Here is a 20,856-nt window from a genome sequence, read left to right on the forward strand (position 1 = left end):
GCATCCCGACCGGTCGCCGACCACTCGCCGTTGTGAAGCCGATGCCGGATGGCTAGGTTGGCCGCGATGGCGGAGGGGACGTCCGACAATTTTGCCACCGCGCTGCGCCGCGAGATCCTGCGCAGCGAGGTCCAGCGCATGCAGGTCCTTGCCATCGTGCTGACGGTGCTGCTCGCCGCGACCCTGGGTGCGCTCAATCTCGTGCCCGGATTCGCCGAGCGCCTGTTCCGCAAGACCGTCGAGCCATGGACGCCGCTCGCCGGCATCGGGCCGTTCGTCGCCTACGAATGGATCGCCTTGACGGCGCTGCGCTGGCGGATGGCCCGCGACCTCGATTTTCCCCGCATCGCCCGCTTTGCCAATGCCCTGATCGAGACCAGCCTGCCGAGCGTCGTCATCTACGAGCTCAGCCTCCATATGGAACCGGCCACCGTGCTGGGCTTCTGGCCGCCCATGCTCTATTTCGTGTTCATCGTGCTGTCGACGCTGCGGCTCGATTTCTGGTTGTCGGTGTGGACCGGGGCGGTGGCGGCGATCCAGCAGTTCGCGCTGGCCGCCTACCTCATGCCAATCCAATTGTTCTCCGAGATGCCCGAGCACTCGCTGGTCTATCACCTGAGCCGCAGCGTCGTGCTGCTCGGGGCGGGCGTGATCGCCGGCATCGTGGCCGGCAGCCTGCGCCGGCAGTTCGAGGCCTCGGTGGCGGCGTCGGCGGCGCACGATCGCGTCACCAATCTGTTCGGCCAGCACGTCTCGCCGGCCGTGGTCGAGCGGCTGCTGGCCCAGCAGGCCGACCCGCCGAGCGAGATGCGCCGCGTCTGCGTCCTGTTCCTCGACATCAGGGGCTTCACCGCCATGACGCGGGTGCGGCCGGCCGACGAAACGGTGGCGCTGCTGAACGATTTCTTCGCCGACATGATCGAGATCGTCGACCGTCATCACGGCATCATCAACAAGTTCCTGGGCGACGGCTTTCTCGCCCTGTTCGGCGCGCCGCTCGAGGATCCGCGGGCCGCCGCCAACGCCCTGGCGGCGGCGCGCAGCATGCTGAAGGCGGTCGACGCCTGGAACGCGGTGCGCCCTCGCCAGCCGCTGCGCGTCGGCATCGGCATTCACATCGGCGATGCCGTGACCGGCACCGTGGGCTCGCCGCAACGCAAGGAGTACACCGTGATCGGCGACACGGTGAATCTCGCTGCCCGCCTCGAGCAGCTCACCAAGGAGACCGGGTCACAGCTCCTGATCTCGGGCTCAGTGCACGCCGACACCGCCGGCGCCGACGGCGCGACCGACCTCGGGCCGCTGTCGATCCGCGGCTATGGCGAGCCGGTCCGGGTCTGGCGGGTGGCATGAGCTGGTACTTCGCCTACGGTTCGAACATGAGCGCGGCGCGGCTGTTCGACGAGCGGCTGGTGCCGGAAGGCGTTCCCGCCGGAGAACGGGTCGCTGGCCGGCTCGACGGCTGGCGGCTCGCTTTCAACAAGCGTGCCCGCAGCCCGGCCGGCTCGGGCGCCGGCAATATCGTCGTGGCCGAGAATGCCTCGGTCTTTGGCACTCTGAACCAGCTTTCCGCGGCCGGTTTCGCGGTGCTCGATCGCTGCGAGGGGGTGGCCGGCGGTCACTACGAACGGCGCACCGTTTCGGTCGCCCGCCTCGACAATGGCGAGCCGGTCGAGGCGATCACCTACGTAGCCCTGTTGACCGGTGCGGATTTGCGACCGACCCGGGCCTATCTGGCGCATCTGCTGGCCGGCAGGGACATGTTGCCCGCGGACTATGTCAGATGGTTGGCGGCAACTCCGACTGTCGACTGATCAGCCGCCGCCCAGCAAGCCGCGGCGCACGTAGGATTTCATATCGACCAGCGACTGCGTGGCGGCGGCTTCCTGCAGGCCGCCGCTGACGCCCAGCGTGCGACAGGCCGCGAGCGCCTTGGCCATGGCACCCTGGACCGGCTTGCCGTCGGCCGTATGGGTCGCAACGCCGCTCTTGCGCTCGACGAACGAGCCGTCGGACTGCTGCTGGAACACGCATTGGGAGTAGTTTTCGCCGCGTCGGTTCGCGTAGGCACGCCCGCCGTCGAAGCCGTGGCCAGCACCGGGATAGACCTTGACCTCGATGCGCGCCCCGTTGGCGCGCAGCGCCTCGGCATAGGTGGTGCACGGCTCGACGCCGACATAGGTGTCGGCGCCGCCCAGCAGCATGTAGATCGGCTGGCCCGTGGTGCGCGGCCGGTAGTATTGCGTCGCGCACGACGGGTAGAACGGCACGTGCAGCGCATACCGCAGGCCCGGAGGTAAACCTGTCGCTGCGAGCAGGTTGAGATGAGCGGCCATCAGCGCCGAGGTGCCGCCCTTGGAGAAGCCCATGATGCCGACGCGATTGCGGTTGATGCGGCTGTTGGCGCCGAGCGCTATCAGCACCGCCAGCGCGTCGCGATTGAAGTCGGGCCCGCTCACCGCCGACTGGTCCTCGACGGTCGAGGTGACGCCGCGGGGGCGAAAGGAATCGATCACAACCGCGGCGACGCCCATCGCCGCCAGCTCGCGGGCGTAGCGCAATTCACGCTGGTCGCTGATGCCGCCGCTGCCGTGATGGATCACCATCGCCGGCACAATGCCCTCGCTTGCCGGTCCCTGGGCGGCGGGCCAGTAGATTTCCGCCGGCACCCGGACCGGCTGGCCTTTCTGCCGGCCCTCGAAGTCGATCGTCTGCCGCTGCTGCGCTTCGGCCGCGCCCGCCGTCGCGAGGAGGGCGAGCGCGGCCAAAGCGCCGCGACGTATCACGCCGGAACTTTCGCCTTGTCGGCCAGCGCGCTGCGCGACACCGGATCCATGTTATCGCTGAGCTCTGGCACGTCGGCTTCGTGCCAGAAGTTGAGCTCGATCATGACGCCGTCGGGGTCATGTACGAAGACCTGCTGGAGCGGCCGCGCCGGCACCTTCTTGGCCTCGAACGGCACGCCGTCCTTCTTTATCTGGTCGATGGTGCCGCGGATGTCGGAGCAGTTGATGGCGATGTGGTCGATCGCGCCGCTGCCGTGTGCGTCCCGGCCGGTCTCCGACAGGAGATGGAGGATCGCCTTGTCGCCGGCATAGAGCCAGGCACCGGGGAACTTGAACGGCGGCCGATCGCCGTTCCGCAGGCCGACGTAGCGCTCGTAGAAGCGCACCGTCGCCTCGAGGTCCTTGCAGTAGATGTTGTAATGATCGAGCGAGAGAGCGGGCATCTGTCACCTCCGACCGTTGCCATTGCCGTCAGATTACAGCACTCCCGATCAGCCGTGACAGCAGGAATTGTCGGTTTTTTCCTTAGTGGATGCGGTCGGGACGCCCGAGCACGGCGTTGAACACGGTATCGGGCACGGCGATGCGCGCGTCCTGGTAGGCGCGCTGCAGTGCGGCAGGATCGCGGTCCGGCTGGCAGGTCAGCACCGCCATGCGATCGATGAAGTCGAGGTCGAGCTCGGCATCGGTTTGCCGCATCGCCCCCCAGACGTCCCACGGCAGCATCTCGTGATTGTTGAGAGCCGCCAGGTCGCGGATCACGTTGCCGGCGATGAACCACAGCCCGTGCATGTCGAGGATGCCGAAGGCTTGCGGATCGGCCTTGCCGGCGCGGCAGAGCTGCCAGGCCTCGCCCGCGACCAGGAACTGGTCGCGCGGCGTGTCGCGCGGATCGAAGGAGATCTTGAACAGCGCGCGCTGGCGGGCGTCGAGCTGCGCGTCGAACTGTTGCCAGCGCTGTTCGGCTTCGTTCCAGTGCTCAGTCACCCAGTGATCGACGAACCTGCCCTTCTCGAAGTAGGCGGCGAAGCCGCAGCGAGCGCGCGCCGGCACGCCGTGGCGGCGCAGCATCGCCACGTGCAGCAGGCTGAAATGCCGGCAGTTGCCGACCAGGCGCTCGGCCACCGGACGGGCGGACGTCAACGGCCGGGCGTCATGCGCCGCGATCCGCTCGAGCATCGGTTCGACGCCGCGAATGTGCGGCTCGAGCTGCTGCGCCGGCGTCAGCGTCACGCCATAGGCCGGTGCGACGTGCTGATGGAGCAGCACGCCCTGGACGATCTCGGCCAGCTGGCCGGCATCGCCCGGCAGGGTGTCGAGCAATCTCGCGTGCCGGCCGGGATCGGTCATGTCGATCGGCGTCCGGAACGGGTCGAGATTCATGCCAGGGCTTTCTCGAGATTGTCGAGAGCGGCCGTCCAGCCGCGGCGGTGATCGTCGCGCGCCGTCTCGTTGAAGAACTGCTCGTGCTTCAGGGTCAGGAGCGTGCCGTCGCGATCGGGCGCCAGGGCGACCGTGACCTGCGATTCGCGCTCGGGCGTGCTTTGCCAGGCCCACGAGAACACCAGCTTGCGCTCCGGCACGACCTCGCGATAGACGCCGCTCACGCTGTGATGCTCGCCCTCCGGCGACCAGAACTGGACTCGGAAGCGGCCGCCGACCCGCAGATCGGTCTCCGCGATAGGCGTCCTGCCGGACCCGGTGACGCCCCACCAGCGGATCATTTTTTCCGGCTGCGTCCAGGCCTTGTAGAGCTGCGCCGGCGATGCCTTGAAGTGGCGTTCGAGGGTGAGGCTGGGCTTGGCGAGGGTGAGGCTGGGGTTGGATTGCATGACTCGTCCTCCAGGAATGCGGCCAATCGGTCGAGTTGCTCGGTCCAGTAGCGCTGGTAATGGGCGAGCCAGTTCATCGCTTGCTCCATCGGGGCGGCCGCGAGCCGGCAGGTCACGGTGCGACCCGTCTTCGAGCGGGCGATCAGGCCGGCGTCGCTCAGCACGTCGAGGTGCTTCATGATCGCCGGCAGCGATACCGGGAACGGCCGCGCCAGCTCGCTGACGGTGAGCCCGTCCTCCTCGTCGAGGCGGGCAAGCAGTGCCCGCCGCGTCGGATCGGAGAGCGCGGCGAAGGTGCGATCGAGCGCGGTGGCCTGATAGTTAACCATAGAGTTAACAATTAGGAAGCAGCGTCAGAGAAGTCAAGAGGCTGCCGCGCGTCGACAGGCAGGGCATACGCATGTGGAAAAACACCGTCATACCGAGCGGAGCCGCCCGATTGGGCGCTGATTACAGCGCCATTGGCGGCGCACCAGTCGAGGGACCTTTCCTACTGATGCGGCAAGAAGAGGGGTCCCCCCACTACGCCTCGCTATGCTCGGCTCCGGTCGGGATGACGGAACCGGGGAGGGACGGGAAATGCCCTCACAGCCGCTCGATCAGCGCCTGTGCCGCAGCGGGATTGCGCACCTTGGCGCCGGAGATGAAGTAGAGAAACACGTCGCCGTGCTTGGCCCATTTCCTGGCCTGCCTGGCGTAGGCGTCGAGCTCGGCGGGCTTGAAGCCGGCCTTTGGCGTGTCCTGCGAGCCCATCAGGCGGGCGTAGGTGAAGTCGGCCGTCGGCTCGTCGATGACGGGGAAATCGGCGTCGCCCTCGGCGTGGATGATGGCGACATTGTGCTTGCGCGCGAGCTCGTAGAAGCGCGGATCGTCGAAGCTCGGATGGCGCACTTCCAGCGCGTGGCGCAGGGGCAGCTTGCCGGCCTGGCGCGGCAGCAGCTTGAGGAAGGCGTCGATATCCTCGGGATCGAACTTCTTGCTGGCCATGAATTGCCAGTTGATCGGGCCCAGCCGGTCGCGCAGTTCCACCAGGCCCTGGCTCACGTATCGCTGCACCGACTCGCCCGCTTCGGCCAGCACGCGGCGGTTGGTGCAGAAGCGCGACGCCTTCATGGCGAAGACGAAGCCATCGGGTGTCTCGTCACGCCACTTCGCCCAGCTCGCGGGCTTGAAGCTCGAATAGTAGGTGCCGTTGATCTCGATGGAGGTGAGCTTGCGGCTGGCGTACTCGAGTTCGCGCTTGTGGGCGAGGCCCTCGGGATAGAACACCCCGCGCCACGGCTCGAAGGTCCAGCCGCCGACGCCGACATAGATCTTGCCGCTCATGACCTGCTCCTTGTCCGGGGCGCTCGGGTTAGCACGCGTCCCATACCCGGGCCAGACAGTTAGCCGCAGAACGCGAGAATCCAACAGCATCGTCAGGGTTGTATCTGGACGAAGCCGGCCTGCACCAGCTGGACGATCCGGAAGTTGGCACCCGCATTCACCTTGACGTCGGGCAGCAGGTCGGCGTTGCTCCACCCCCTCAGGCGCATCGTCTCGGCGCATTCCTCGATCTGGACGCCTTGCTGGATCAACTGGGCGATCTGCGCCTTGTAGGGGTTGCCGCCCCGCCAGTTGCGCACCTTGCTGTACTTGGCGTCGTCGAGCAGCATATAGCCCGCGTTGCCGTGAAAGATCGCAATGATGTCGGCCTTCGTCCGGTTCTCCCTGAAGCGCGGGACCATGATCCTCAGGAACTGCAAGCCGGTCGGCTCGTCGCCTTCGAATACGGGATGATCGAATTGAAGACGATCCGGGCCTCGCTCAGGACCACCGGAACGTCGATACGGATCTCGGGGACGTCCGCCGCATGGACCGGGCGCGCCGACGCGGCGCCGAGCAGCAGGGTGCAGACGATTCCAGTCAATCGAGCAAAGCGCATGCTCGGGCTCCCTCTGATCTCACCGGTGAACTGGCTCGGCCGCTTCATCGCAGGTGGCCGAGCGGCAGCGGCGCGCCGGCCTTGACGGTCTGGATGGCGATGTTGCTGCGGATCTCGCGAACGATCGGCAGGTTCAACAGCTTGTCGACCAGGAAGCGCTGGTAATGGTGCAGATCGGGGACGACGACTTCCAGGAAGTAGTCGGACTCGCCCGACACGAGATGGCAGGCGATCACTTCCGGCATGGCGGCGACCGCGTGCTCGAACTTGAGCGCGCGCTCGTTGGCATGGCCGTCGATCTTCACGCCGATGAACACCGAGAAGCCGAGGCCGATGCGGTCGCGTCGCAACACCGCCCGGTAACCCTCGATATATCCCCCGTGCTCGAGCTGCCTGACCCGGCGCAGGCACGGCGAGGGGGACAAGCCGATCCGGTCGGCGAGCTCGACATTGCTGAGTCGGGCATCGTCCTGCAGCGCGGCAATGATGCGGCGGTCGACGGCATCGAGGTCGATTCCTGGCATGTTCTGTATATCCTCGGCGCGGAACTAGCGGATTATTGCGTCAGTTGCCATCCGGATGGCACAGATCGCAAGGACATGCTTCTGTCTCGAATGGCATGGTCGCCCGCCTTTCATCCCGCGGGAGTACGACGATGACCGAGACAGCCACCTGCCAACGCCTCGTCGACGTCGTCGACCAGTACTTCGAGACAATGTTCGACAACGATGTGGGCCGCCTCGATCGGGTGTTCGCGCCGACGGCGCAGCTGCACGGCCTGCGCGATGGTGTACTTCGCGTGCTGCCCGTAGCCGAGTATCGCAAGGCACTCGCCTCGACCCCATCGCCGAAATCCAAGGCGGCGCCGCGCCAGCAGGAGATCCTCTCGATCGACTTTGCCGCACCGGTGCAGGCCCTGGTCAAGGTCAGGGTGCGGATCGATACGCTCCTGTACGTCGACTATCTCTGCTTCCACCTGGTCGACGGCGCATGGCGCATCACCGCCAAGTCCTTTCACATCGAGAGGCGCTTCGCGCCGTAGCCGCGCCCGGTCGGCACCCGGTCATGAGTTGCCGCGCTCGCGCTATGCCATGACGCTCGCGATGTCCGTCCGGACGCCTTCGGAGCGGCGATAGTACTGGTGAGTCGCCTGGAAGGTGCGGAGGTAATCGGTGTACCCGCTGCAATCGACCACGCGGTACGTCGAGGCCGGAAAGCGGCTCGCATTGGGATATCCCGCCGGGCCTCGCTGGCCCAGACGTTGTTTGAGATTCAGCGTTTCAGCGAGGTCATCGAGAACCCTGTCGCCCGTGCTATGATAAATGGAGATGCGTCGGGCCAGCTGATTGAATGCGCTCAGCCGGCCGAACGGTCCGCGCTCGAAGGAGGTGTATTCCTCGTCCGCGGCAGCCAGCAGGGCTTCGTCGAACAGGTCAGCCGGACCCTGGCCCTGGGAGAACCATGCTTCGGTGGCGGCTTGCAGCGCCCAGTTTCCCATGCTGTGGGCGAGCAGGAAGGTGCGCAGGCCGTTGTTGCGTGCGTTCTGGAGCAGCGGAAGCAGGTTGGCGAAGAACCGTGCGAGGTGGGGCCCGGACTTGCCGGCTGTCCTTTGGTCGGAGTGATAGGCGTAGGAGGGAAATGGCGGCTCGATTACGTGGCCGCGTGACGGCCAGCTGAAGGCAATCACTGTGGTGTCGGCGCCGGGGACGTTCGACTTGGTCAGCCATTCGCGATTGAAGGCGGCGCGCGTGATCGCATCCGCGAAACTGTTCGCAAAACCATGGATGAAGACGAGGATGTTGCGGCCACCCGACTCGATGTCGGCCTTTGCCGTCGCGGAGAAGTCGCCTGCTTGAAAGTCCTGGAGCGATCGAATCGTGCCGACGTTGTCTCCCGGCAGGTCGCTGCTGTCGACGAACGCCGATCCATAGGCCATCTGCTTTTCGGGCGCGATCATGTTGAGGGTGTAGCTGGTCGGCGCCTCCGGCGGGTTGTTCACGGCGCGGTTGGTCGCAAAATAGACCGTCGTTGTCATCGGGTGACCCTACTCCGAGTCGATTTAAGCGTGAAGCCGGCAGGGTCGACGCCGCGCTCCAATCCCTCCCAGTCCAATGGCGCAGCGATCGGGAAGCCGGGCAGAGCACGCGGCGAGAAGGCACCGATCGCAGCAGTGCCGCGTGCGTTGTAGCGGCAATCGACGGCGGCGTCGGCCAGCCGGCCGGCAATGTCCTTGCTGTAGCGCTGGGCCTCCAGCCAGGTGAGTTCTGGCTCGATCGGCACCATGACGTGCAGCTCGGGGCCGCCGCTAAGCCTGGGCCAGCTCTCCAGGCCCTCGGCTTGCAGGAGGGCGCGCAGGCGGAGAGCCGATGCGACGATTCGCTGCCAGTCCTTGCCACGGTCCGCGGTGATCGCAAACACCAGCTGGTCCGGATGGTCGAGATCGTCGACCGTGGCATTCCAAGGATGCAGTTCGACCGCCCCGATTCCGACCAGCCCCAGCAGACCGTCGACGCTGTCGATCCACAATCGATGACCGTCGCCGACCGCGATTCGCTGCACGGCCTTGGGCACCTCGACTGACGGATCGGCCGGCACGAGATCGAGAGGTCGCCGGGCGAGATGGACGAGAGCTTCCTTGCCGACTTTCTTCCAGTAGGCCGTGAGCGCGGCCTTCGTCGGCGCCGTTTCGTTCCGTCCCGCCGGCGCGGCGGCCGCGACGGGAAGGGTTTGCTTCAGCATGGCAATATCCTGCCAGGGATCGCGGTCCAGAAAGGCCAGGCGCTTTGGCAGGTTGAGGAGGGTGAAGTGATTGGCGCGGATGTCGGGACCCAGCTCGTCCCAGTCGAGCGGCACCGAGACCGGTGCGCCGTCGCGGGCGCGTGTCGAGTACGCGCCGACGGCGGTGGCGCCCATGCCGTTGCGCAGGTAGTCGACATAGATCCGGCCGCGGCGGCCGCTCTTGGCCATGTTGTCGGTGTAGAGGGTCGGCTGGTCGGCGGCCATGGTCGCGGCGATCGACTGGGCGAACGCCTTGACGCTGTCCCAATCGGCCTGCGGCACGAGCGGGAACACGACGTGCAGTCCCTTGCCGCCGGTCGTCTTGACGAAGCTCCTGAGCCCGCTCGCCTGGAGACGACGGCGCACCTCGCGGGCCGCATCGATCACCCGTTGCCACGGTACGGTGTCGTCGGGATCGAGATCGATGGTCACGCGGTCGGGCAGCTCCGGCCGGTCGGCCCGCGCACCCCAGGGATGGATCTCGAGCACACTCGCCTGAATGAGCTCGAGCAGGCCCGCGAGGTCGTCGACGACGAGCATCGGCTGCTCGTCGTTGGGCACCGCGACCTGGCGCACCGCACCTCCCAGGCCGGCCCAGGCATGCTTCTGGAAGAAGCATTGCTGGGCGATGCCTTCGGGGCAGCGCAGCAGGCTAAGCGGGCGGCCGACGATGTGCGGCAAGATCCAGTCGGCAATCTCGACATAGAACTCGGCCAGTCCCTGCTTGGTAATGCCCTGCTCGGGCCAAAGCAGGCGGCCGGGATTGGTCAATCGAATCGCTGGCGCAGTGTCGCCCTTTGCCGTGCTCCGGGACTTGCTCTGGATCGTTGCCGCGTCGCGCGGCTGAGAAGCGGACACCTTGCCTTCGACGAGCTCACGAAACACCGCGTGACGGATCAGCCCGCCGCCAGTGCGCGTGCGATACTCGATCTCGGCCGACAGCACGGGCTCGACCCAGCGTACACCCTTGGTCACGGCCGTCTCGTCCACGAGCGGCGGCGTGCTGGTGCGCAATGGCTCGAGCCTTTGTCGAAGCTCGCGCGCGCTCGCCACCGTGAAGCCCGACCCGACATGGCCAGCCGGTACCAGCGTGTTGCCGGCATATTCGCCGAGCACCAGCGCCGAGACCGCCGCCTTGTCGACCGTGGAGGGGATGAAGCCCGCGATCACGAAGCTGTCGGTCAGGCTCGACTTCAGCTTGAGCCATGTCTTGACGCGTCCCGACTGGTAAGGCGACGACGCCATCTTGGAGACGATGCCCTCGAGGCCGAGACGGCTGGCATGACGGAAGACGGCGTCGCCATCGCCCTCGATATGGTCGCTGTAGCGCAGGCGACTCGTGCTGCCGTCGGCTGCCATGACCCGAGCCAGCGCCGCCTTGCGTTCGCCGAGCGGCGAGGCGCGGAGATCGAAGCCGTCGAGATAGAGGAGGTCGAAGGCGTAGAACACCATGTCGCCGCGGCCGGTCTTCAGCGCATCGACCAGGGCGGTGAAGCTCGCGACGCCGGTGTCCGCATGCACCACCGCTTCACCGTCGATGATGGCGACCTTCACCGGCAGGTCGGCGAGCGCATGCGCCAGGGCGGGGAACCGTTCCGTCCAGTCGAGTCCCTGGCGGCTGAACAGCCTGACGCGGCCGTTCTCAAGATGCGCCTGCAAGCGATAGCCGTCGTGCTTGATCTCGTGCAGCCAGCCGCGACCCTGGGGCGCTTTGTCGATGGGCGACGGCAGGCTCGGCTCGATGTAGCCCGGCAGAGCTCCGGCCTTCGCCTTGGTGAGTGTCGCGGGATCAACGGCGGGCTTGCGGCGGCGGCGCTTCTTCGCCGGCTGCGTGATCTCGCCCTGGCCCGATGTCCAGACACGATCCTGGTCGCGGGCAATCGCCTCCATGGTGCGGCCGGTCGCGGCCGAGTTCGGCTTGTCGACGAGTATGTCCGGGGCATCGGCCGGGCGTGCCGCCGCGTCGTCGGACTTGAACAGCAGCCAGGCCTCCTGCTTCTCGCGCGGCTTTGGCGCCATGCGCACGAGATGCCACTGGCCCTTGAGCTTCTGGCCATCGAGCTGGAACTTGAGATGGCCCTTGCGATAGCCGAAGGCGGGATCGAAGTCGGGAGTCCAGGTGCCGCGATCCCAGATCATCACCGTGCCGCTGCCGTACTGACCCGGCGGGATGACGCCCTCGAAGCCGGCGTACTCCAGCGGATGATCCTCGACATGTACGGCGAGGCGCTTCTTGCCGGCGATCAGGCTCGGGCCTTCCGGCACCGCCCAGCTCTTCATCGCGCCGTCAAGCTCGAGGCGAAAATCGTAGTGCAGGCGCCGCGCGGCGTGCTTCTGGATGACGTAGCTGTTGCCCGCTGTCCTGGCGCCGGGACGGGCGGGCGGCTCCGGCGTCTTCGAGAAGTCGCGCTTGGCGTTGTAGGTGTCCAGCGATTTGGCCACGGTGGCAGCGTAGGGGAACCTCGATACGGATGCCACCCTGTGTGAATTGAAGCACCGCTGCTCTGGGCAGCGAACTCTTGCCTGGTCCCGTTGGCCAAGTTGGACTAGACGAGAAGGCACAGGAGAGCATGCGCATGAAGGAACTGGCCGGGAAGACCGCGTTCGTTACGGGCGCCGCGTCTGGAATTGGATTGGGGATCGCCACCGCCTTGGCCCAGGCGGGAGTGAAGGTGATGCTTTGCGATATCGAGGAAAAGGCCTTGTCGACTGCGCTCGAGCAGCTGAGGCTCACCAATGTCGACGTCGAGGGGGTGAAGGCGGATGTTTCGCTCAAAGTCGAACTCAGGTCGGCGGCGGAAGCCACGATAGCCCGCTATGGCAAGGTGCATATCCTCGTCAACAACGCCGGCGTGGGCGGTGGTGGACCCTACGGCACTTGGACTGAAGCCGCGTGGGACTGGACGCTGGGCGTCAACCTGATGGCTGTCATCTGGGGTATCGAGATGTTCGGGCCGCTGATCGAGCAGCATGGCGATGGAGGACACATCGTCTCCACGGCCTCGATCGCTGGTCTCATTTCATCGGGGAGCATCCCCTACAACGTTTCCAAGTATGGCGTTGTCGCGCTGTCCGAGGGCTTGCGGGGCGAGCTCGCACCGCGTGGAATCGGCGTGTCGGTACTGTGCCCGGGTTTCATTCGCACTCAAATCTTGAATTCGGCGCGCAACATCCCCAAGCGCTTCGAAGGCGCGGTCGGCCGAATGCCGACGTCCGGTCCCCTTGCGGAACGGGTGAAACAGGTTCGCGACCGCGTTTCCCAGGGCATTGATCCCACCTATGTCGGCGAACTCGTCCGCGAGGGCATCGAGAACGATTGGCCGTACATCTTCACGGACGCCGAATTCGAGCCGTACATCGAAGCGCGTTTCGCTGCGATCAAGAAAGGTTTCGACCAAATCCGCGGGCGCAGGCCGAAGCATTGAGGAGACCTCCAGCGCGCGCCACTCATAGGCGCTCATGCTCTTCTGGACCGCGGGCGTCCCGCCTGCTCATGCGTCCTTGCCGTCATCCCGCGCTCGGGACGACGGAATGAACCATGAGCGGGCGGGACGCGGTCCGGAAGAGCATGAGCGCCACGGCCGGCGGAGATTACTTCGCCTTAAGTGGCGCGCCCCCAGCGCGTCTTCATAGGAGCGCCGTCCCCAGGGGACGCTTCAACCATGTCCGCTGGCTTGATGCGATCGGCGGAGGCGTGCCAGCATCAAGCGAGCATTTTGCCCCGACCAGCTTGCCCCGGAGGCGTCTCATGTGCCGCAACATCAAGAACCTCTACAATTTCGAGCCGCCTGCGACGGAGGAGGAGATTCACGCCTCGTCGCTGCAGTTCGTGCGCAAGCTAAGCGGCTTCAATCGGCCCTCCAGGGCCAACGAGGAGGCGTTCAACCGCGCAGTGGAAGCGGTATCGCGCGCCGCGCGCGAGCTGATCGACTCGCTGACGACGACGGCACCGCCGCGCGACCGCGAGGTTGAGGCCGAGAAAGCGCGCACCCGCTCTGCCTTGCGCTTTGGTCGGCCGGCCGATGGCACCGCCTAGCGCGAGTGAGGTCGGCATCGGCGTCGACGCAGGGCGCCGCGTCTCGGGCCTGCTGCAGATGCCGCCGCACGCGCGCTGTTGCTACGTGCTGGCGCACGGCGCCGGCGCGGGCATGACGCATACCTTCATGGCGAACGTCGCAATGGAGCTCGCCGAGCGTGGCATCGCCACTCTTCGCTATCAGTTCCCGTACATGGAGCAGGGTGGCAAGCGGCCCGATCCGCCGGCGCTGGCGCAGGCCACGGTGCGCGCCGCCGTGGCGGCGGCTGGCCGGCTGGCGCCCGACCTGCCGCTGATCGCCGGCGGCAAGTCGTTCGGTGGCCGCATGACCTCGCAGGCGCAGGCGGCACAACCACTCGCCAATGTCCGTGGCCTCGCCTTCCTCGGCTTCCCCTTGCATCCCGCCAAGCGCCCGTCGGACGGCCGCGCCAGCCATCTCGCCGAGGTGCGCATCCCGATGCTCTTCCTGCAAGGCACGCGAGATGCGCTGGCCGACCTCGCGATGCTGCGTCCGGTGGTCGCTGCTCTTGGTGCGCGCGCGACGCTGCACCTCGTCGACGACGCGGACCATTCCTTCCACGTCCCGGCCCGCACCGGCCGCAAGGACGTCGACGTCCTGCGCGAGATGCTCGACGTGCTGGCCGCGTGGGCGAAGGGATTGTGAAGGCATCATCCTCCCCGGCTTCGCTGGGGAGGTGTCGCGTCATACGCGATGGAGGGGTCATGAATCTCATGGCTGGGAGCGCCAACCATAGGCGCTAACTCTGCCAAGAGAGCACGTAATGCGCTGGGAGCGCGCCACTCCGATGGCGCTCTTCTTGTTGCTTGCTCATGCCATGAGCGCCATCGGAGTGGCGCGCTCCCAGCCATACCCCTCCGCCCCGTAAGACGGGGGCGAACGGCTCATCCCGAACGCAGGGAGGGATCCTTTCTTTCCTGCTGCAAGCGCATGCGGCAGAGGGCGATCGCCTTCTGCGCGGTGCTGGCGTGTCGCGACGAGGGCTCGAGCTCGAGGAATCGTTCCCAGATCGCGAGCGCCTCGGCGCAGCGGTCGAGCTTGGTGAGCAGCAGGGCCAGATTGAAGTGGGCGTCGGCGTAGTCGGGCTGGGCCTGCACGGCGCGGCGATACTCGGCGACGGCGAGGTCGGTCTGCGTCTCGTCTTCCGCCGCCAGGGCGAGATTGTACCAGGCCTCGGCGAAGGCGGGGTCGCGGGCCACTGCAATCTGCCAAGCGATCTTCGCTTCGGGCGCACGGCCCTGCGACTGGAACACGTTGCCGAGATTGAAGGGCAGCACCGGGTCGGCGGCGTCGGCGCGCATCGCCGTCGTGTAAAGGCTTTCGGCGGCGGCGAGGTCGCCGCGCTCTGTGGCCTCCTCCGCCTCGACCAGCAGCTCGTCGAGGCTGCGCGCCGTCTGCTCCAGGCGCATGGTGAGCTGGCCACTCAGCTCGGCAAGCTGGTCACCGATCTCGCGCACCAGCGCGCCCGACGGACCTTCGGTCAGTCGCGCCTCGGCAAGATGGCTGCCGCGCCGGCGCAGCGCGACCGCCGCGATGAGCACGTCGCCCAGGGCGACGCCGCGCTTCAGGAGGCGCGCGGCCTCGCGTGCTGCCACGAGGTCGCGGTAAGCGAAGCGTTCGTCGACCGGCTCCAGCACGTCGAACAGCACCAGGCATGACAGCAGGTTAGGCGAGAGCCCGGCCAGGCGCTCGACCTCGGTGCGCCCCATCCCGCGCTCGATCTCCGGCGGTGGCTCGAGCAGGCCGAGATGGCGGCGCAGCACGTTCTCGCTGATCAGCGCTGCGGTCGCCGGCAATCCCGGCGGCAGCTTCACCCGGCCGTCATCGAGCGCGTGCGCGACCGCCGAATGCCCGAAAGCCACAATCGTCACACGATTTGAGGGCCGGGTCGCGAGCCGGCCGCCGCGGCTGCGCACCAGTTGCTCGAGGCGGCGGCGCGTCAGGCCCTGAATGCGGCCGACGAGGTGGAGTGTCTGTCCGGCGAGAGGCAACCTGGCCTCCCGCCGTCAGCGGGCGGCCTTGCGCGCCTTGGGCTTGCGCGCCGGCTCGGCGGCCGCAGTCGGCGCCTCGGCTGCCTTCTTGCTCGGGGCGCGCGGCCGGCGGATTGCGCCGGTTTCCGCACCTTCCGCCTCGAGGCTGCGCTTCAGCGCATCCATGATGTTGACGACATTGGCTGGCGCCTCGGCTTCGGGCACCGCGAAAGCCTGGCCGGCTTGCTTGGCACGCAGCATGCCGATGACGGCTTCCTCGTAGCGGTCGGTGAACTTGTCGGGCTCGAAGTGTCCCGACTTTCGGCCGATGATTTCCTGGGCGATGTCGAGCATCTCGGCAGGCAGCTTCACGTCGGTGATGTCGGCAAAGTATTCGCCGTCCTGCCGGACCTCGTAGGGATAGCGCAGCGTCGTCGCCAGCATGCCCCGGCCGCGCGGCTCGAGCATCAGCATGCGCTCGCGCCGGTTCAGCACGACCCGGCCGATGCCGACCATCTCCTTGCGGATCATGGCGTCGCGAATGACGGCGAATGCCTCCTCGGCGACCTTGTCGTCGGGCGCGAGATAGTAGGGGCTGTCGAGGTAAATCTGGTCGACCTCCGCCTGCGGCACGAATGTCTCGATCTCGATGGTCTTGGTGCTCTCGATCTTCAATGCCTCGAGGTCGGTGTCCTCGACGAGGACGTACTGTCCCTTGCTGACCTGATAGCCCTTGACGCGGTCGGCCGTGTCGACCGGCTCGCCGCTCACCGAATCGACGAGATTCTGCTTCAGCCGGTTGCCCGTCTTGCGGTTCAAGGTGTTGAACGACACGCGCTCCGACGTCGACGTGGCATTGTAGAGCGCCACCGCGCAGGAAACGAGCGACAGCTTGAGGTAGCCCTTCCACGTGGACCGCGGCATCGAAATACTCCCGAACAGAAGGCCGTGCGCATTTTAGGGGAGCGGCGGTCGCAGGTCCAACGGCCGGCCTGCACGGTTCTGTAACCATTGTATCCGAGGTCCGGTTGCCGCCACGGACGGGGAAACCGCACCCAAAGCCGATTTTCTCTATAGAGGGCCCGCATGCCCAACCGCAGGAGCTAGACCGAATGCAGGCGCTAAGCCAGATCCGTCAGATCGACTACACCGTCATTTTTGCCCGTGACCTGAACGCGATGCGGCAGTTCTACGAGCAGGTCATGGAATTTCCGTTGTTGCGCGTCCTGAGCGAGCGCTGGATCGAGTATCGGGTCGGAGCGACGACGCTCGCGCTCACCGTCCACGGCGGTCGCTTCGACGATCCGCCGCCGGCAAAGGGCGTGCTTTCTCTGCAGCTTGCATTTCGCGTGCCGCCACAGGCGGTCGCCGATTGCGCAGCGGCGCTCGAGGCAAAGGGCGTCGCGCTCGTCTCGCCCCTGACTGACCATCCCTGGGGGCATCGCACGATCTTCTTCCGCGATCCCGACGGCAATGTGCTGGAGATCTACGCCGAGATTTGAGCCTGCGGTGCGGACCTACCTGAGCGATCGCAAGGGCCGCGCGAAGCTGAGTTCGTGGCCGTCGGGATCGGTGAGGTGAAAGTATCGTTCGCCCCACTCGGCATCGCGCGGTGTCGTCGAAGGCTGCAACCCACCCGCCAGCGCGCGCCGGTACAGGGTATCGACGTCGGCGACATGGAAGATGATGCGTCCCCACCACGACCAGGTCTTGTCCGCGGGCTGGGCGATCAGGTTGAGATAGCCAGGGCCGGCGCGAAGGCTGGTGAAAGAGGCAAATTCACCGCCGTGCACGATCTCGAACCCCAGGGAGAGGTAGAACCCGACGGCCCGTCGCATGTCGTGCGTGCCGAGGGTGACTGCGCTAATCGCGTCGATCATGCCGGCACCTTACCGCAAAGCCGGTGACCTGAACCGGAGCCAGTCTGATTTTCGCATCAGAACATGCCGTCGTCGCGAAGCCGGTGCTTCCTCTTGGGACGCTCCCAGACGACACCGGGATACCCCTTGAGCGGTACGAGCTTTCCACCTGTGTAGGTCCAGTCCTGAAGCTCGGAGATGCCAACATGGTAGAGGGGGTGTCGGCCGGTACGGCCATGGAACAGCGCGCGCGGGATGTTCACCATGTGCGGCGAGCAGTTGCGCTCATAAAAGAGCGGCGTGCCGCAGCGACCGCAGAAGCTGCGCGACGTGCCGGTGGCCTGGTCGTCGAAACGCACGATCTTGCGGGCGCCTTTGGTCACCCGGAAGCGTTTGCGCCAGCTGCCGACATAGGTTGCGTAGGCGGCGCCGTGGGCACGTCGGCTCGCCGCGGAATGGTCGTGCCAGGCCCAGCGGGCCGGGAAGTCGATCTGGAGATGGACGGCGCCGCACAGGCATTCGCCCGCTACCCGACCAGGTTCCTCCACCAGTCGCCTCAGGTTTGCGGCAATGCCGGGTTCCTGAAGCCTGCTTCCTCTTCGTGCAGTCGTGTGTCCAGACATGGAACGGCACGATACCTCGCGTCGAAACGTGCGTCGAACGCGTCTCCACCGAAGCATGTGCACTCGCGAGCTGGTGGGCCGAAGGGACGGGCCGAGGATGCTTGGGCCTTGTGCAGGAGGACTATCCGGAGGCGGCCGGCGCGACTAGACTCGCGCTGCAGGCCGAGGGGAAAACCATGAGGACACATGTCCGTTGCGGCACTCTGTTCAGCGCCGGCGATCGGGAGGCAAGGCCCGGGCAGACCATGGTGTACGACGAGAGTGGCGTCCTGGAGTTCGTCGGTCCGGCGGACCGGGCGCCCAGGGCGATCCCGGGCGAGCCGGTGCTGGACTATTCCCGGCAATTCGTCATGCCGGGCCTGATCGATATCCACGTGCATCTGGCCTACGGTAACGCCAAGAGCGAGGAGGACATCGATCTCTACAGCCCGCTCGAGTTTCGCGCGCTGCGCGGCCTGTTCTTCGCCCAGAAGCTCCTGGCGGCCGGCTATACGGCGCTCTGCTCGCCGGGCGATGCCGGCCAGGTCAGCCTGTCGATTCGCAATGCGATCCGGGCCGGCCTGTTCGAGGGGCCGCGAATCACCGCCGCCGGACCTTACATCACGGCGCGCCAGAGCCTGACCGACTGGTATCCGACCTGGATCGGCGCTCCGTCGACCTCGATCGGCAGGCTGGTTACCAACCGTGACGAGGCGATCGAGGAAATCCGCGTCCAGGCCAAGAACGGTGTCGACTGCGTGAAGATCGCGCTCGACGGCATCCAGCGCCGGCCCGACGGATCCCTGATTGCCGCCTTCACCGAGGAAGAGACTGGCGCGATGGTGCGCGAGATCCAGCGACTCGGCCGCAAGGCGGTGGTCCACGCGATCGGCCGCGAGGCGGTTCTGTATGCCGCGCGCGCCGGCGTCGATCTGATCTTCCATGCCTTCGAGCTTGACGATGAATGCATCGACGCGGTGCTGAAGGGTGGCTCGGCGATCGCGCCCACGTTCACCTTCCAGCGCAACATCATCGAGTTCACCCAGTCGCACGAACCCGCCGCGGTCAACGGCCGGGTCGGCCATGTACAGCGCCAGTACGAGCGCGCCGTCCGCAACCTCGCGAGGGCCCGCGAGGCCGGTGTGCCGATGATGGCCGGTACCGATTCGGGCTTCGCGGTGACGCCCTACGGCGAATGGCATGCCCGCGAGCTCGAGATCTTCGTGAACGACCTGGGCTTCACGCCGGCCGAGGCGCTGTGCGTTGCGACCCGTACCAACGCGCGCTTCCTCGCCGATGGCGAGCGGATTGGCAGCCTCGAACCTGGCCGCATCGCCGACTTCATCGCGCTCGACGGCTCTCCGCTCGAGGACATCGCCATCCTGCTCGACAAGAGCCGGATCCACGCCGTGCACGTCGGCGGCAGGCGCATGGCGCTTCCGGCGCGCGACTACAATCCGCGCGAGGTCACCGATGCGGCCATGACCAACTGGAGTGACGTCTACACCCAGGCGCGCGTCGCCGAGCTCGGGCGTGACAAGCCGTTGCGCAGGGCGGCGGAGTAGTATCATCCCCGACCCAATGAGAGAGGAGATGCCGGTGCTGCCCTTGATTCTCTCGTCCGACTCGCACGTGTTCGAGCCGCCCGACCTGTGGCAGAAGCGCATCGATGCGGCGTTCCGCGATCGCGCGCCGCGTATCCAGCGGATCGACGACGCCGACCAGATCGTCGTCGAAGCCGATCAGGTCCTCTCCGGTATCGGTCTCATCTCGAATGCCGGCGCGCGCTTCGAGGCGCCCGAGACCATTTCCGCCGACGGGCGATTCGAGGACGTGCTGCGTGGAGGTTATGATCCCCGGCAGCATCTCGAGGACATGGCGCTCGACGGGGTCGCCGGCGAGGTCCTCTACCCCTCGCAAGGGCTCTTCTACTTCAGGCTGGCGGACTCGCAGCTGATGTCCGCCATCTTTCGCGCTTACAACGATTGGCTCGCCGAGTTCTGCCGCACCGATCCTGCCCGGCTGAAGGGCATCGCCATGATCAACCTGGACGATGTCCGCGACGGGGTCGGGGAGCTGGAGCGCGCCGCCCGTCTCGGGCTGTCGGGCGCCATGATCACCGAGTATCCGTTGGAGCACCGGCGCTACGACCAGTCCGAGTACGAACCGTTCTGGGCTGCCGCCGCGGCGCTCGGCCTGCCGATCAGCCTGCACACGGCCACGCGGCGGCAGGGCAAGATTCGCGGAGCCGGCGAGAAGACGCTGCGCGACGCCAGCAGCCGTTCGACGAAGGCGTTCTATCCGGCGCTGTCGATGTGCGACATGATCTTCTCCGGCGTGTTCGAGCGTCATCCGCGCCTCACGCTGGCCATCGTCGAGTTCGAGCTGGCATGGGTGCCGCACGTGCTCTCTTCCATGGACTATACGTATCGCGAGCGTCACGGCGAGGCGATCTACCGGTTCAAGGATGGCATGGTTCCGAGCGATTTCTTTCACCGCAACGTCGTGCTGAGCTTCCAGGAGGATGCCGTCGGTGTTCGACTGCGCGACCTCATCGGCGTCGACAACATGATGTGGGGCTCGGACTATCCGCACAGCGAATCGACGTTCCCCGAATCGCAGAGGATCCTGGCGGAGATCCTGGCCGGCGTGCCGGCCGAAGAGCAGGCCAAGATCGCCGGCGGCAACACGGCCCGCGTGTACGGGTTCGATGTGGGGAAGGCGGGTCGGTCCTGAGTCATCTTCCTCCCCCCTCATCGCAGGGCATTCGCATATGGCAAAAATTTCGTCATCCCGACCGAAGCCGAGCATAGCGAGGCGCAGTGGAGGGACCTTTCTTTTGCAGCATCAGTAAGAAAGGTCTCTCGACTGCGCCGCCCTTCGGGCCGCTCCGCTCGGGATGACGGAGTATTTTGCCATATGCGAATGCCCTGCCCGTCGTCGGGGGAGGTGCCCTGTCATACGGGCCTTCGCCGCGCCGAAGCGGCGAAGGCCGCGCGGGCAGGGCGGAGGGGGGAAGGCCTCAGACGAGATCCTTCTGATTCCGACGT

24 protein-coding genes are annotated in these 20,856 nt (G+C 66.5%); 9 read left to right on the plus strand and 15 right to left on the minus strand.

Annotated elements, in window-relative coordinates; translation table 11 throughout:
• Positions 1-48: 48 nt before the first annotated feature.
• Entirely contained in the window at positions 49-1,353 is a 1,305-nt protein-coding gene (locus AB7O82_RS00805; protein ID WP_428618412.1) for an adenylate/guanylate cyclase domain-containing protein, read from the plus strand.
• The gene (locus AB7O82_RS00810) at positions 1,350-1,814 is read left to right on the plus strand and encodes a gamma-glutamylcyclotransferase family protein (protein WP_428541249.1); all 465 of its coding nucleotides are present in this window, start codon (positions 1,350-1,352) and stop codon (positions 1,812-1,814) included. Before AB7O82_RS00805 ends, AB7O82_RS00810 begins: the two co-directional genes overlap by 4 nt.
• Here the strand turns inward: AB7O82_RS00810 and AB7O82_RS00815 are convergent, their stop codons facing one another.
• From AB7O82_RS00815 to AB7O82_RS00855, 9 genes are all read right to left on the minus strand, one after another.
• On the minus strand, positions 1,815-2,786 hold the full coding sequence (locus AB7O82_RS00815) for a dienelactone hydrolase family protein (protein ID WP_428541246.1): 972 nt from the start codon (positions 2,784-2,786) through the stop codon (positions 1,815-1,817).
• Complete coding sequence (locus AB7O82_RS00820) at positions 2,783-3,229, minus strand: VOC family protein (protein WP_428541243.1); 447 nt, start codon at positions 3,227-3,229, stop codon at positions 2,783-2,785. The genes AB7O82_RS00815 and AB7O82_RS00820 overlap by 4 nt, the downstream gene beginning before the upstream one ends.
• 82 nt (positions 3,230-3,311) lie before the next feature.
• Entirely contained in the window at positions 3,312-4,169 is an 858-nt protein-coding gene (locus tag AB7O82_RS00825) for a transglutaminase domain-containing protein (protein WP_428541240.1), read from the minus strand.
• Positions 4,166-4,618, minus strand: coding sequence for an SRPBCC family protein (locus AB7O82_RS00830; protein WP_428541237.1), 453 nt, complete (start codon positions 4,616-4,618; stop codon positions 4,166-4,168). Before AB7O82_RS00830 ends, AB7O82_RS00825 begins: the two co-directional genes overlap by 4 nt.
• Positions 4,507-4,947 carry an ArsR/SmtB family transcription factor gene (locus tag AB7O82_RS00835; RefSeq protein ID WP_428541234.1) on the minus strand — a complete coding sequence of 147 codons (441 nt, stop codon included), beginning with the start codon at positions 4,945-4,947 and terminating at the stop codon, positions 4,507-4,509. Before AB7O82_RS00835 ends, AB7O82_RS00830 begins: the two co-directional genes overlap by 112 nt.
• Positions 4,948-5,203: 256 nt before the next feature.
• Complete coding sequence (locus AB7O82_RS00840) at positions 5,204-5,944, minus strand: DUF72 domain-containing protein (RefSeq protein ID WP_428541231.1); 741 nt, start codon at positions 5,942-5,944, stop codon at positions 5,204-5,206.
• A gap of 92 nt (positions 5,945-6,036) precedes the next feature.
• Positions 6,037-6,363: a DsrE family protein gene (locus AB7O82_RS00845; protein ID WP_428618414.1), complete on the minus strand. Its 327-nt coding sequence runs from the start codon at positions 6,361-6,363 to the stop codon at positions 6,037-6,039.
• Positions 6,351-6,590, minus strand: coding sequence for a hypothetical protein (locus tag AB7O82_RS00850; protein ID WP_428618417.1), 240 nt, complete (start codon positions 6,588-6,590; stop codon positions 6,351-6,353). The genes AB7O82_RS00845 and AB7O82_RS00850 overlap by 13 nt, the downstream gene beginning before the upstream one ends.
• Positions 6,587-7,066 carry an Lrp/AsnC family transcriptional regulator gene (locus AB7O82_RS00855; protein WP_428541222.1) on the minus strand — a complete coding sequence of 160 codons (480 nt, stop codon included), beginning with the start codon at positions 7,064-7,066 and terminating at the stop codon, positions 6,587-6,589. Before AB7O82_RS00855 ends, AB7O82_RS00850 begins: the two co-directional genes overlap by 4 nt.
• A gap of 131 nt (positions 7,067-7,197) precedes the next feature.
• Here AB7O82_RS00855 and AB7O82_RS00860 point away from each other — a divergent pair, with 131 nt between their 5' ends.
• Positions 7,198-7,584: a nuclear transport factor 2 family protein gene (locus tag AB7O82_RS00860; protein ID WP_428541219.1), complete on the plus strand. Its 387-nt coding sequence runs from the start codon at positions 7,198-7,200 to the stop codon at positions 7,582-7,584.
• A gap of 42 nt (positions 7,585-7,626) precedes the next feature.
• Here the strand turns inward: AB7O82_RS00860 and AB7O82_RS00865 are convergent, their stop codons facing one another.
• On the minus strand, positions 7,627-8,577 hold the full coding sequence (locus AB7O82_RS00865; protein ID WP_428541216.1) for an alpha/beta fold hydrolase: 951 nt from the start codon (positions 8,575-8,577) through the stop codon (positions 7,627-7,629).
• A complete protein-coding gene (ligD, locus tag AB7O82_RS00870) occupies positions 8,574-11,762 on the minus strand; it encodes a DNA ligase D (RefSeq protein ID WP_428541213.1) in 3,189 nt (1,062 codons plus the stop codon). Before ligD ends, AB7O82_RS00865 begins: the two co-directional genes overlap by 4 nt.
• Before the next feature lie 134 nt (positions 11,763-11,896).
• Between ligD and AB7O82_RS00875 the strand changes: the two genes are divergently transcribed.
• From AB7O82_RS00875 to AB7O82_RS00885, 3 genes are all read left to right on the plus strand, one after another.
• Positions 11,897-12,745, plus strand: coding sequence for an SDR family NAD(P)-dependent oxidoreductase (locus AB7O82_RS00875; RefSeq protein WP_428618419.1), 849 nt, complete (start codon positions 11,897-11,899; stop codon positions 12,743-12,745).
• A 323-nt stretch (positions 12,746-13,068) separates the two neighbouring features.
• Positions 13,069-13,356 carry a DUF2277 domain-containing protein gene (locus AB7O82_RS00880; RefSeq protein WP_428541207.1) on the plus strand — a complete coding sequence of 96 codons (288 nt, stop codon included), beginning with the start codon at positions 13,069-13,071 and terminating at the stop codon, positions 13,354-13,356.
• The gene (locus tag AB7O82_RS00885; RefSeq protein ID WP_428541204.1) at positions 13,343-14,020 is read left to right on the plus strand and encodes an alpha/beta family hydrolase; all 678 of its coding nucleotides are present in this window, start codon (positions 13,343-13,345) and stop codon (positions 14,018-14,020) included. The genes AB7O82_RS00880 and AB7O82_RS00885 overlap by 14 nt, the downstream gene beginning before the upstream one ends.
• Before the next feature lie 239 nt (positions 14,021-14,259).
• Here the strand turns inward: AB7O82_RS00885 and AB7O82_RS00890 are convergent, their stop codons facing one another.
• The gene (locus tag AB7O82_RS00890; protein WP_428541201.1) at positions 14,260-15,366 is read right to left on the minus strand and encodes a tetratricopeptide repeat protein; all 1,107 of its coding nucleotides are present in this window, start codon (positions 15,364-15,366) and stop codon (positions 14,260-14,262) included.
• 15 nt (positions 15,367-15,381) lie between these two features.
• Positions 15,382-16,269, minus strand: coding sequence for a Ku protein (locus AB7O82_RS00895; protein WP_428541198.1), 888 nt, complete (start codon positions 16,267-16,269; stop codon positions 15,382-15,384).
• A gap of 188 nt (positions 16,270-16,457) precedes the next feature.
• Here AB7O82_RS00895 and AB7O82_RS00900 point away from each other — a divergent pair, with 188 nt between their 5' ends.
• Positions 16,458-16,847 (plus strand): VOC family protein, encoded by a 390-nt coding sequence (locus tag AB7O82_RS00900; RefSeq protein WP_428541195.1) that lies wholly within the window; start codon positions 16,458-16,460, stop codon positions 16,845-16,847.
• 15 nt (positions 16,848-16,862) lie between these two features.
• Here the strand turns inward: AB7O82_RS00900 and AB7O82_RS00905 are convergent, their stop codons facing one another.
• Both AB7O82_RS00905 and AB7O82_RS00910 read right to left on the minus strand, forming a co-directional pair.
• The gene (locus AB7O82_RS00905) at positions 16,863-17,225 is read right to left on the minus strand and encodes a VOC family protein (protein WP_428541192.1); all 363 of its coding nucleotides are present in this window, start codon (positions 17,223-17,225) and stop codon (positions 16,863-16,865) included.
• A 56-nt stretch (positions 17,226-17,281) separates the two neighbouring features.
• Positions 17,282-17,752 (minus strand): GFA family protein, encoded by a 471-nt coding sequence (locus AB7O82_RS00910; protein WP_428541189.1) that lies wholly within the window; start codon positions 17,750-17,752, stop codon positions 17,282-17,284.
• 251 nt (positions 17,753-18,003) lie between these two features.
• On the opposite strand from AB7O82_RS00910, the gene AB7O82_RS00915 reads away from it, so the two are divergent.
• On the plus strand, positions 18,004-19,371 hold the full coding sequence (locus AB7O82_RS00915) for an amidohydrolase family protein (RefSeq protein ID WP_428541186.1): 1,368 nt from the start codon (positions 18,004-18,006) through the stop codon (positions 19,369-19,371).
• A complete protein-coding gene (locus AB7O82_RS00920) occupies positions 19,340-20,542 on the plus strand; it encodes an amidohydrolase family protein (RefSeq protein WP_428541183.1) in 1,203 nt (400 codons plus the stop codon). Before AB7O82_RS00915 ends, AB7O82_RS00920 begins: the two co-directional genes overlap by 32 nt.
• Positions 20,543-20,856 lie beyond the last annotated feature (314 nt).

This window comes from Reyranella sp. (assembly GCF_050185545.1).
Lineage (GTDB): Bacteria > Pseudomonadota > Alphaproteobacteria > Reyranellales > Reyranellaceae > Reyranella.

Bases quoted from the DNA above. Each gene is read 5' to 3' on its own strand.
- AB7O82_RS00805 (WP_428618412.1), top strand. From the start codon at position 49: ATGGCTAGGTTGGCCGCGATGGCGGAGGGGACGTCCGACAATTTTGCC.
- AB7O82_RS00810 (WP_428541249.1), top strand. From the start codon at position 1,350: ATGAGCTGGTACTTCGCCTACGGTTCGAACATGAGCGCGGCGCGGCTG.
- AB7O82_RS00820 (WP_428541243.1), bottom strand. From the start codon at position 3,229: ATGCCCGCTCTCTCGCTCGATCATTACAACATCTACTGCAAGGACCTC.
- AB7O82_RS00825 (WP_428541240.1), bottom strand. From the start codon at position 4,169: ATGAATCTCGACCCGTTCCGGACGCCGATCGACATGACCGATCCCGGC.
- AB7O82_RS00830 (WP_428541237.1), bottom strand. From the start codon at position 4,618: ATGCAATCCAACCCCAGCCTCACCCTCGCCAAGCCCAGCCTCACCCTC.
- AB7O82_RS00835 (WP_428541234.1), bottom strand. From the start codon at position 4,947: ATGGTTAACTATCAGGCCACCGCGCTCGATCGCACCTTCGCCGCGCTC.
- AB7O82_RS00840 (WP_428541231.1), bottom strand. From the start codon at position 5,944: ATGAGCGGCAAGATCTATGTCGGCGTCGGCGGCTGGACCTTCGAGCCG.
- AB7O82_RS00850 (WP_428618417.1), bottom strand. From the start codon at position 6,590: ATGAAGCGGCCGAGCCAGTTCACCGGTGAGATCAGAGGGAGCCCGAGC.
- AB7O82_RS00855 (WP_428541222.1), bottom strand. From the start codon at position 7,066: ATGCCAGGAATCGACCTCGATGCCGTCGACCGCCGCATCATTGCCGCG.
- AB7O82_RS00860 (WP_428541219.1), top strand. From the start codon at position 7,198: ATGACCGAGACAGCCACCTGCCAACGCCTCGTCGACGTCGTCGACCAG.
- AB7O82_RS00865 (WP_428541216.1), bottom strand. From the start codon at position 8,577: ATGACAACGACGGTCTATTTTGCGACCAACCGCGCCGTGAACAACCCG.
- AB7O82_RS00875 (WP_428618419.1), top strand. From the start codon at position 11,897: ATGAAGGAACTGGCCGGGAAGACCGCGTTCGTTACGGGCGCCGCGTCT.
- AB7O82_RS00880 (WP_428541207.1), top strand. From the start codon at position 13,069: ATGTGCCGCAACATCAAGAACCTCTACAATTTCGAGCCGCCTGCGACG.
- AB7O82_RS00885 (WP_428541204.1), top strand. From the start codon at position 13,343: ATGGCACCGCCTAGCGCGAGTGAGGTCGGCATCGGCGTCGACGCAGGG.
- AB7O82_RS00895 (WP_428541198.1), bottom strand. From the start codon at position 16,269: ATGCCGCGGTCCACGTGGAAGGGCTACCTCAAGCTGTCGCTCGTTTCC.
- AB7O82_RS00900 (WP_428541195.1), top strand. From the start codon at position 16,458: ATGCAGGCGCTAAGCCAGATCCGTCAGATCGACTACACCGTCATTTTT.
- AB7O82_RS00905 (WP_428541192.1), bottom strand. From the start codon at position 17,225: ATGATCGACGCGATTAGCGCAGTCACCCTCGGCACGCACGACATGCGA.
- AB7O82_RS00915 (WP_428541186.1), top strand. From the start codon at position 18,004: ATGAGGACACATGTCCGTTGCGGCACTCTGTTCAGCGCCGGCGATCGG.